This is a genomic window from Paenibacillus forsythiae T98, from assembly GCF_000520735.1.
GTDB classification, from domain to species: Bacteria; Bacillota; Bacilli; order Paenibacillales; family Paenibacillaceae; genus Paenibacillus_AQ; species Paenibacillus_AQ forsythiae.
This window is the reverse complement of record NZ_ASSC01000315.1, coordinates 1-10039: the sequence shown is the minus strand read 5'-3', so window position 1 is coordinate 10039 and position 10039 is coordinate 1. Positions and strand designations below refer to the sequence as shown.

7 protein-coding genes and 2 pseudogenes are annotated in these 10039 nt (G+C 53.7%); 6 read left to right on the top strand and 3 right to left on the bottom strand.

Annotated elements, in window-relative coordinates; translation table 11 throughout:
* A partial coding sequence (locus L692_RS0110330) for a S8 family serine peptidase (protein WP_025699590.1) occupies positions 1–561 on the bottom strand: 561 nt, incomplete at its 3' end.
* A 71-nt stretch (positions 562–632) separates the two neighbouring features.
* A complete protein-coding gene (locus tag L692_RS0110325; protein ID WP_025699588.1) occupies positions 633–1787 on the bottom strand; it encodes a glycosyltransferase family 4 protein in 1155 nt (384 codons plus the stop codon).
* 119 nt (positions 1788–1906) lie between these two features.
* Here L692_RS0110325 and L692_RS28370 point away from each other — a divergent pair.
* Positions 1907–2633: pseudogene (locus tag L692_RS28370) on the top strand (SDR family oxidoreductase).
* A 49-nt stretch (positions 2634–2682) separates the two neighbouring features.
* On the opposite strand, the gene L692_RS0110315 reads toward L692_RS28370, so the two are convergent.
* Positions 2683–3165, bottom strand: coding sequence for a stalk domain-containing protein (locus L692_RS0110315; protein ID WP_025699587.1), 483 nt, complete (start codon positions 3163–3165; stop codon positions 2683–2685).
* A 242-nt stretch (positions 3166–3407) separates the two neighbouring features.
* Between L692_RS0110315 and L692_RS0110310 the strand changes: the two genes are divergently transcribed.
* From L692_RS0110310 to L692_RS0110290, 5 genes and pseudogenes are all read left to right on the top strand, one after another.
* Positions 3408–4853, top strand: a complete 1446-nt coding sequence (locus L692_RS0110310; protein WP_025699585.1) for an FAD/NAD(P)-binding protein — start codon at positions 3408–3410, stop codon at positions 4851–4853.
* A 222-nt stretch (positions 4854–5075) separates the two neighbouring features.
* Entirely contained in the window at positions 5076–5870 is a 795-nt protein-coding gene (locus tag L692_RS0110305) for a TIGR00266 family protein (protein ID WP_025699583.1), read from the top strand.
* A 200-nt stretch (positions 5871–6070) separates the two neighbouring features.
* On the top strand, positions 6071–7159 hold the full coding sequence (locus tag L692_RS0110300; protein WP_025699581.1) for a substrate-binding domain-containing protein: 1089 nt from the start codon (positions 6071–6073) through the stop codon (positions 7157–7159).
* Between the two features lie 17 nt (positions 7160–7176).
* Positions 7177–8868 (top strand): HAMP domain-containing methyl-accepting chemotaxis protein, encoded by a 1692-nt coding sequence (locus tag L692_RS0110295; RefSeq protein ID WP_025699579.1) that lies wholly within the window; start codon positions 7177–7179, stop codon positions 8866–8868.
* A gap of 246 nt (positions 8869–9114) precedes the next feature.
* Positions 9115–10039: pseudogene (locus L692_RS0110290) on the top strand (hypothetical protein); the annotation flags it as partial.

Below are 10039 nucleotides of genomic sequence, written 5' to 3'. Positions count from 1 at the left end.
TTTTCCACGGCTCGACCAGCCGTTGCCCGCCGCATCTCCGGCGACATGGGTCCCGTGACCGTTATCATCATAAGGCCGCCGTCTGTGGTTGATGAAGTCCTTAAAGGCGACAATCCGGCTGGCGGGGCGAATCAGGTCCGGATGTGTAAAGACTCCGGTATCGAGGATGGCGATATTAATCCCTTTTCCGGTAAGTCCTTCCTGTCTTTGAACCCTGGTTGACCCGATGGAGGGCGTGGCTATGGAGAGCGACGTTCTCTTTATTCTGTCCGGATAGATCTTCTTGACTCCGCCGCATCGGCACAGCTGTTTCAGACAGTCCGGCGAAATTCTGGATGCTACCGAATGGACCAGCGGAAGCTGCCGCAGAATCGGGAAAGCATGCCGGCCCGCATGCCGCTTCAGATTATGGAGCCGTGCCGTGGTTAATGGATGCTTGAGTTGAATAATAACCGGAATCGCAGCCGACTTGGCGCCGGGTACACTGGATTTCCGGATTTTGCGTCTTAAAGACCGATGGAGCTTCGCGGCATATTGCCGCGGCCAAATGTGTCCGTTCATAGTATAGGCTCACCTCACCAGTGCATTGTATGCACTGTCCAATCCGCAGGTGCCAATCTACGAATCCGGCATCAGCCGATGATTTTCCTTCCGGAGTAGATCTCCGGGTGCGCGGCGTAATGATAGTGCAGCATGAGGCGCTCCAATACGGCGTCCCAGCTTCGGGATTTTGCCGTTTCCAGCGCTTTCGCCCCAAGAACCTTCCGGTTCTGCGGATGGAGCATTTTGATGATCGCCCTGGTTAACTCCGGTACGCTGCCGCACTTATATACAAGCGCATTCTGGTGGTTTTCGGTAAAATCGGTCACGCCCCCGGAATCGGTGCAGATGACGGGAAGCCCGCTCGCCATCGCCTCAAGCAGCACATTGCCGAACGTCTCGGTGCCGGAAGGGAAGACGAAGACGTCCGCGCTCGCATAGATTGCGGCCAGCTCGTCGCCCCGGCGGGTCCCCGTAAAGATGGCGTTCGGTATTTTTCTGGCGATCAGCTCCGGCAAATAAGGCCCTTCTCCGGTGAAGATCCATTTCACCCGGTTCCCGTAGCGCTGATTCACCTGCGCGATGCTGTCGGACAGCGTCCGCAGACCCTTCTCCGCCGCGATGCGGCCCACGTAGAGAAAGACCACTTCTTCCGTTACGCCCATCTCTGCCCTGAGCTTGGGGGAGAAATGCCCGGGATGAAACCGCTCAAGGTCGATTCCCCGGGGCCAAAGCGCCAGATTAGGGATGCCATGCCGCGTCAAATCCTGCATCGTACTCCGGGAGGGGGCGAGGTTGACGAGCGCGAAGCTGTGAAACCAGCGCATGTATGCCCGCAAGGCTTTGCTTAAATACTGCATATGGTAAAATTGAAGGTACTTGTCAAAGCTCGTATGATAAGACATGATGATGGGAATATTCAGCGCTCTCGCGGCCCGCAAGCCGCTCCAGCCGATGCCAAGCTCCGTCACAATATGGACCACATCCGGCCTGAAGTCCGAGAGCTGCTCAAGGATTTTGGAATAAGGAGGGAAAGAGAGGCGGGCATCCGGGTAGATATGAGGCGAGAAGCCTTTGAACCGCACGACAGGGACTCCGCTTGCTTCGGGCTCGCCGCTCTCATAATCGGGCGCGAAGAATTTATGTTCAATCCCGGTGCGGGTCAAATATTGGCTCAAAACCATCAACGTATTGGACACACCATTGATTTGCGGGTAGAACGTATCCGTGAAGAAGGCTATCCTCAAAATAATCAAATCCTTTACCGTTGAATTGAAGCACCTTACTTTAACTATATTCTTCATATGCAAATCCCAAGCTGCCGAAAGGTAAAATGGTTATTAAATTTGGATTCGGGGGGAATGGAATGCTCAGTCATCGTAAGGTGATCATCACAGGCGCGGCTTCCGGGATCGGAAAAGAAATCGTGAAGACAAGTTTGCGCGAAGGCGCTTCGGTCATAGCGTGTGATATTAACGGCCGTTTGCTGGAGGAGCTGAAGCAGGGGGTGGAGGGTTGCCATAATCTGCATACCTATCAGGTGGATGTAAGCGACTATGATCGATTTTTTTGAATATATGGAACGGGAGCACCCGGACGCAGACAGCCTGGTGAATAACGCGGGGATCTATCTGGCGAGAAGCATACTGGATTATCAAGAGGACGAGATCGACAAGGTCATGGATATTAACATCAAGGGCGCCGTCTACTTCTCACAGCTGTTCGGAAGGAGGATGCTTCGGAATCGGCAAAAGGGAACAATCGTCAATATGTCCTCGGTGTCGGGGATGGAGGGAAGCTCGGATGCGATTTATGGGCTGACCAAGGCGGCCCTCCTCGGGTTGACCAAGAGCTGCGCCATGAATTTTTCGCCATACATACGCGTTAACGCCGTGGCGCCCACGATGGTGGACACTTCAATGATGGAGGCGATTCCCGATTGGAGGAAGAAGGAGTATCTCAGTCACCAGCTGATTCCCGAGCCGGTACTGCCCGGTGATGTGGCTGAAACAGTCCTTTTTCTATTGTCCGATAAATCCAGGCACTACACGGGAGCAACCTTTGATCTGAATAATGGCGGTTATTTGAGATAATGGCTACGCTGAATGACCATTCACCTTGATTTTTTGATGATTTTATCGATTAATAGGTTATTTTACCGGTAATGGTTATCGTGTTAGACTTACTCTCCCACTCTATAGATTTTCCTAATGCCAAAATGGCATCACGCAGCGGGATGAGAATCTCTCCATCTTTCGAAACAACGGTTTGATGCTTCATTGTGATGTTTTTAATTTTTTCTTCTCCGCCTTGCTTCGACATGATTTCTACTTTCTTCGATCGGGTAAACCATGTATAAAATTCATCGGAGTCACCCTTTTTGGAAAAATGCGTAATAAAATGAACGGATTGTTCATCCTTAAATACCCAGGAATTTAATGCGCCCATCATACTGGAAAGGGTTTCGATGCTGCAATATGCACGATTTTCCTTAATGATGAATTGGGATGCGGAATAATCCTTTGAATTTGCCGCAATATGGGGTGGCGTAGCTGCAAGCAAATCCGTTGCGGAAACAGGTAAAGCAAGCAGCAAAGATGCAGTTACTATCATTTTCTTAAGCATGGGGTCACCTCGTCATTTTTGTTCGAAAGATTATGTAATATTTTCTCTCATGAAATACTCAATATTAGTCGCTATGCACAATTAACGCTCACAATTTTAGAACTTATGACAATATACATGCCATCAACATTTAAACGGCCGGGGACACAAGATATAATATGACTATTAGCATATAAGCTGGCTTAAGCCGAGGTTATCTATATCATTATAATAATAAACGCCACTGAAAGGTATGAGGAGTCATGAGCCTGGAAGCTTTGAATGAACGAGTAAAAACCGATCTTTCCTACCTTGCCTTCGGAGGCGCGGCTTGGGTACAGCCGAAGAGTCACCCCGAAGGGCATGTCTACGACGCCGTGATTGTCGGAGGAGGTCAAAGTGGCTTGGCTGCGGCTTTCGGCCTGCTGCGCGAACGGATATCGAATATTCTTGTTATTGATGAGAACCCTGAAGGACTGGAGGGGCCGTGGGAGACCTATGCGCGGATGGTTACGCTGCGCACGCCCAAGCATCTGACTTCCGTCGACCTTGGCATACCTTCTCTCACCTTCCGCTCCTGGTGGGAAGCGCAATTCGGACCGCAGGGCTGGGAAGAGGTCGTCAAGATACCGCGGGGCGACTGGATGAGCTATTTGCGCTGGTACCGTCAGGTTCTGAATCTTCCGGTTATTAATGAAGTCAAACTGAAGCTGATCGAGCCTGCCGAAGACGGGATTCATCGCTTGCATATTGCAGGAGCGGGAGCGCCTTCGGAGCAATTGTTGGCGCGGAAGGTCGTTCTGGCCACAGGCATTCAAGGGGGCGGAGAATGGCATGTGCCTTCAATCATTGCGGATCATTTGCCTGCCCGCCTGTACGCCCACACTTCCGAGATGATCGATTTTGAGACGCTGAAAGGCAAAAAGATCGGGATTCTGGGCGGCGGGGCCTCGGCCTTCGACAATGCCAATTTCGCCTTGTCCCAAGGCGTGGCCGAAGCTCATGTCTTTGTCCGCCGGGAGAAGCTGCCGAGCGTCAATCCGATCCGCCAGATGGAATCGTCGGGGATGATTGAACGCTTCCATGCACTGACGGATGCCGAGAAATATGCGGCGATTTCCCATTTCTTCAAATATAATCAGCCGCCGACCAACGATACCTTTGAACGGGCGGCCTCGTGGCCCGGGTTCAAGCTGCATCTTGGCTCTCCGTGGCTGGAGGTGGAGAGCGACGGCGAAGGAGCGGCTGTGACCACGCCCCAGGGCAGGTTCACCTTTGACTTCCTGATCGTCAGCACCGGCCTGCTCAGCGATCCCGGCCTGCGTCCGGAGCTTCGGCTGGTTGAGAGCCATATCGCCCGCTGGGGCGATGTCTATGACGCTCCGGCAGAGGTGGCCAATCCGCTGCTTGATGCGCATCCCTACCTCTCTCCAGGCTTTGCGTTCACCAGCCGCGACGCGGAGGGAGAGGCTCTCCTGCACGGATTGTTCGTCTTTAACTATTCGGCGCTTGCAAGCTGCGGACTCTCGGCTTCCGCCATTTCGGGCACGAAGAATGCGGTGCCGAAGCTCGTCTCCGGCGTGGCGGATCAGCTGTTCCTGGACGACCGCGACGGGATTCTGAAATCCTTCTTTGACTATGATGAGGCTGAATTTGTCGGCCAATGGTCGAAACCGGCGCCGAGCGATGAGCTTGAGCCCAAAATATAATTTGCTCGCATCAAGGGCGCCCGGGAAACCGGGCGTTTTTGGATTTAAGGCTGGACCCATCAACAGAAGTATGCGGCGGTATGGAAGGAGAAACGGAATTAAACGGCTTCGGCTGACATACAATTTTCAGGCTGCGCTGAAACCGCTCCGGCGTACCGGACGTATAAACGCTCATACAGCCGGAAGCGGCCTTGAATAGTGAATGAACTGGGAGGAATCGAAATGGGAGCGCATGAAATTGATTATGTGATTATGGGCGAGGAAATGCAGTGTGTGGAGGTTCAGCTCGACCCCGGCGAGAGCGTGATTGCGGAAGCGGGCAGCTTCATGATGATGGACCCGGAAATCCGCATGGAGACGATTTTTGGCGACGGCAGCGGCGCAAGCCAGGGTGGCGGACTGATGGGCAAGCTGATGGGCGCGGGAAAAAGGGTGCTGACCGGCGAAAGCCTGTTCATGACGGTCTTCACGCATAGCGGCGGCTACGGCCGGAAGTCCGTGACGTTCGCCGCGCCGTATCCGGGCAAGATCATTCCGCTGGACCTGCTTCAGTATAACGGTAAAATCGTCTGTCAAAAGGACGCCTTCCTCTGCGCGGCGAAAGGCGTCTCCGTCGGCATTGAATTCCAGCGCAGGCTGGGCGCCGGGTTCTTCGGCGGCGAAGGATTTATTATGCAGAAGCTCGAAGGCGACGGCCTGGCTTTTGTCCATTCCGGCGGTTACGTGATGGAGAAGACGCTGCAGCCCGGCGAAGTTATCCGTCTGGATACCGGCTGTCTTGTCGCTATGACTTCCTCGGTGGACTATGATATCGAGATGGTCAAAGGCATCAAGACCGCCCTGTTCGGCGGCGAAGGATTGTTCTTCGCCACGCTGCGCGGACCGGGCAAGATCTGGGTTCAGTCGCTGCCGTTCAACCGGATGGCCGACCGCATCCTGTCCGCCGCCCGGGGCACAGGGCGCAAGGAAGAGGGCAGCATTCTCGGCGGACTGGGCAATCTGCTGGACGGCAGATAGCGGGCGGATAAGAGATGAACTTAAATTCAAGGGCTGTTGGACACATGACTTTGCCGTGTGTTTAACGGCCTTTTTTGTTTTGGCTCTCATAAATTATTTCCAGAAATATATAACAAATAATCGTGATTTTGTCGATAATCACCAGAACGTATTTACTCTGACTTTTTGGTCGGGGGTCACAAAATTAGGGGGTTATGCTTATGAAAACAAAGAGAAGGCTTATCCGTTCCCTGTGCATGATGCTATGTGTGGCGGGAGCCTTGGCGTGGATAACGTCGTGCTCATCCGCCAGCGTCACGCCGGAAGCCGGAGAAGCGCGAACAGTCAGCGAAGCCGGCTCACCCGGAACGCAAAGCGGCGAAGGCGGAACAACCAGCGGGGGCGCAAAGACGGCAGAGAACCCGGGGAAGAAAGGCGAGGTGGCCATCGGCGTCGTTTTGCTCGATCAGAGTGACCGGTTTCTCACCTATCTGGCTCAGAACATGATGCGTGAAGCCGAGGCCGAACCGGGAACATCGCTGGAAATCAAGTATTCCGGCAATGATGCGGAACTCCAGGCTGAGCAAGTAGAGGGTCTGCTCGCTGCGGGGAAGGACGCCATAGTGTTTATTCCGGTGAACGCGGAGCAATCGGTAAAGTTGACCCAAAGAATCCAGGAAGCCGGGATACCGGCAATTGTCCTTTCCCGCGCTTATGAAGGCGTGGAAGAGGCAACGGCATATGTAGGCTCCGAATCGCCGCTGTCCGCCGGATCGTCGCTGAATGCCGCCGGTGCTCTGGAGATGAACGAGGTCGTTAAATTGTTGGGAGGGAAAGGAAATATTGCGCTCATAGACGGGGGCAAAGATGAGAAGCGGGCAGAAGATATCAAACGCATCATAGCCCAGCATCCGGGATTGAATCTGGTGCTTGAAGGAAGCGCCGATCATGACCGGTATCAAGCGATATTGCTCATGTCGGATTGGCTCGCTTCGGGCAAGCCCATTGACGCTGTTGTGGCCACTAATGATGAAATGGCTATCGGAGCCATTCTGGCTGCACGTTTGCAGGGCAAGGAGCAGGGAATGCGATTTGCGGGAGTCGACGGCACGATGCAGGCTCTGGAGCTGATGAAGACGGGGGCGCTTGACGTAACCGTCTTTCAGGATGCGGCGGAACAGGGGAAACAGGCAATTAAAATCGCGGTTAAAGCCGCACAAGGCTTAAGCTTTGCCAAGAATACACATGTCCCGTATGAGCTGGTTACCGCGAATCAAGCGGACCGGTACATTGCCAAATGGAGTCGTTGAGATTAGGGGGAGCACAGGTGCGTATATCAATTGTACATAAATTATTGGCCGGGTTTTTAGTGGTCGCAATTATTTCCGGTTGTGCGGGTGTAAGCTACATCCAGTCGATGCGAAAGGTGCAGGGGAGCGTAACAGAGGTTCTTGAGCATCATGTGCTGCTGAAAGGCATGGCGGATAATCTGAAGTTCTATGCTATATCGCAGAACAGCAGCCTGCAGTCGTATTTGCTCAATCAGGATACGTTCTACCATACGAATCTGCAGCTGGACAACAGCCAGACGGACAAGCTTCTGGAGGAAATGTCACCCATGCTGGGGGATCAGCCGGAGAGCCGGAAAGCGGTTGATCTGATGAAGAGTATGAACCGCTATTACAGTGAGAAGGCCGAAGCTCTGTTCGGACTTCCGCAGGAGTCCGTGGAAGGCGCCTTCCTGAAGGCCAAGACCGACCTCATGCTGATGGGTGACGCTATTGTCCATTATGCCCAGCAGCTCTCCGATGAGCAAAATCGGGAGATGCTGGCGGTCAAGACGGAAATGGAGCGGACAAATGAGGATGCTGTGCGTCTTACCATGGCTATCGGCATTGCCGTCTTCGTTCTTGCGGTCGGAATCGGTCTGTACATAGCCCGGATGATATCCCGGCCGATCCGATTGCTGTCTTCCGCAGCGCAATCCATTTCTGAAGGGAACCTGGCTGGAGATCCCCTGGTCTTGAAGCAGAAAGATGAATTGGGAGTGCTGGCGGAAGCCTTTAACCGGATGCAGGACAATCTGAGGATCATTGTGACCGAAATCAACGAAAGCACCGAGCAACTTATTACGATATCCGGGGAGGTCGCGGCAGGTACGGAAGAAACGAGCCGGGCGGCTGAGCACATGGCTTCCGTAATGAGCGACCTGGCTTCAACCAGCAGCAGCCGGGTGGAGGCAACGGAGAACGGGCAGGAGGCCGTAATGGCCGTTCATGACGATATCCGGGGCATTGACCGGAACAGCCAGGCCGCGATGAATGTCGCCAGACAAGCGCAGGAAAAGGCCGTAGCCGGAGAACAAGGGCTTGCAAACGCAGTTCGTCAGATGAACATGATCCGGCAGCGGATGGAAGCGATTGAACGGACCATGTCATCCCTGGAGAAGCGATCCGCTGAAATCGAGGAGATGAACAATGTCATCTCTTCGATCGGGGTGCAGACCAATCTTCTGTCGTTAAATGCGGCGATTGAAGCTGCCCGGGCCGGCGAGCAAGGAAGGGGCTTCGCGGTGGTTACTACGGAAATCCGCAAGCTTGCCAATGAAACCAACGCTTCGGCGGACAAGGTAAAAGCGCTGGTTCAGGCAATCCAGAGCGATACGCGGCAGGTTGGACTATCGGTCAGAGAAATGAATGACGAGGTGGCACAAGGCGTACAGACCACAAGCTCTGTAAGCGAATTGTTCGACCAGATCAAGAGACTTACCGACAGCACAACAAGCGAAATCCAGGAAGTAACCGAAGCGCTGCATAATCTTTCCGGACACTCCGGGATGATTGTTCATACGATGGACCGGATATCGGAGATGACGAGGACGGTAGAGGAAAGTACAGACAGTGTGGGGGCTGTCACCGAACAGCAGTTGGCTTGCATGGAGCAGAATTTGGCGCATACGACTACACTGCACGAGATGTCAGCCAAGCTCCGCCAGACGGTGCTGCACTTTAAACTTTAGACCTCTGGGCACACACAATTCATAACGGCAGCTTGATCTCATGTATAGAACAGGAGATAGAACAGGAAAAAGCTTAAGACGGCCGGCCAATCTATCAGGATTGGACCGGCTCTTCTTGTCCTGTCCCTGCGGCGTGCTCGTGCTTGCAGACTTGCCCAGCCCCGCCAGCCTTTGTCTAAAGCTTCGCGGCCCGTTTCGTATTATAGTAGATAATATATTGGCAGTTCGATAAGGAGATGTACAAGCTTGTTAAGTACGGAGATTATAAATTTCATATGCTCGCACTATTTATCCAAAGGCTCGGAACTGGAACCCGCGACGCTCAGCCAATCGGGCAATGGCTTCGAAATTGATATTTTCAAGGCAGGCTCAAGAACGCGCAGGCGCATAGGAAAAATCACCGGCGGGCATGGGGATGCCGCGCTCTCTCATGAAAGTGATGTTCCCGGGGTGCTGGAACGGCTGTTTCACAGCCCAAGGGTCCGGAAGAGCGAGCGCGAGCTGCTGCGCGAACTCGGGGATGCGTCGGTATGTACCGGCGGATTGGCCGAGGGATGGATTATGCGGAAAGACCGGTACGAGCCGGATGGGAAGACCGTAGCGCGGACGGAGTACGTTATGGGTTATGCGCTTTATCTTCATGTGGAGCGAAAAAGAAGACGAGAGCGGGAACGGGAGAAGCAGACGATTGCCGACTGGCATGCGCGGCTTGGAGCCATACTGGAAGGGGGGAATAAAGTCCCGGATGGCCTGGCAGGGCAGGAAAACCGGCATTTATTGTGGAATTTTATAGAGGATATGGCAGCAAAGCTCGAACCGTGCTCGGTTTATAAAGAGATCTTCGAGGTTATCTGGAACAAGGAGCAGCCATGGCAGGGCAGAAAGCCGGAGCTTTATGTCGATTTTATGATCGCGCTGGCCGAAATCGCAGCCGTCCGCGCGCATTTTGACTGGAAGGAGATCGGGGCGCGTTACTACCGGGAAATCGGCGGCTCCAAGCGCTTTGATCCTTATAAGGCGGACTTTCTGGAGGCGGCGGAGGAGCAGATCGGGTGTCCTCTCCCGCTGCTCGGGCTGTGCAGCGCTGGAACGGTTACTCAGATTTACTTTGCCGGAGAACTGAGCGGAAGAGGCGGATTCGCCTATCCGCAAGGCTTCTTGCATGCGGTTA

What these genes read in the sequence shown, in the direction of transcription:
- L692_RS0110315 (WP_025699587.1), bottom strand. Translation starts at nt 3,165, where the DNA reads ATGCTTAAGAAAATGATAGTAACTGCATCTTTGCTGCTTGCTTTACCT.
- L692_RS0110310 (WP_025699585.1), top strand. Translation starts at nt 3,408, where the DNA reads ATGAGCCTGGAAGCTTTGAATGAACGAGTAAAAACCGATCTTTCCTAC.
- L692_RS0110305 (WP_025699583.1), top strand. Translation starts at nt 5,076, where the DNA reads ATGGGAGCGCATGAAATTGATTATGTGATTATGGGCGAGGAAATGCAG.
- L692_RS0110300 (WP_025699581.1), top strand. Translation starts at nt 6,071, where the DNA reads ATGAAAACAAAGAGAAGGCTTATCCGTTCCCTGTGCATGATGCTATGT.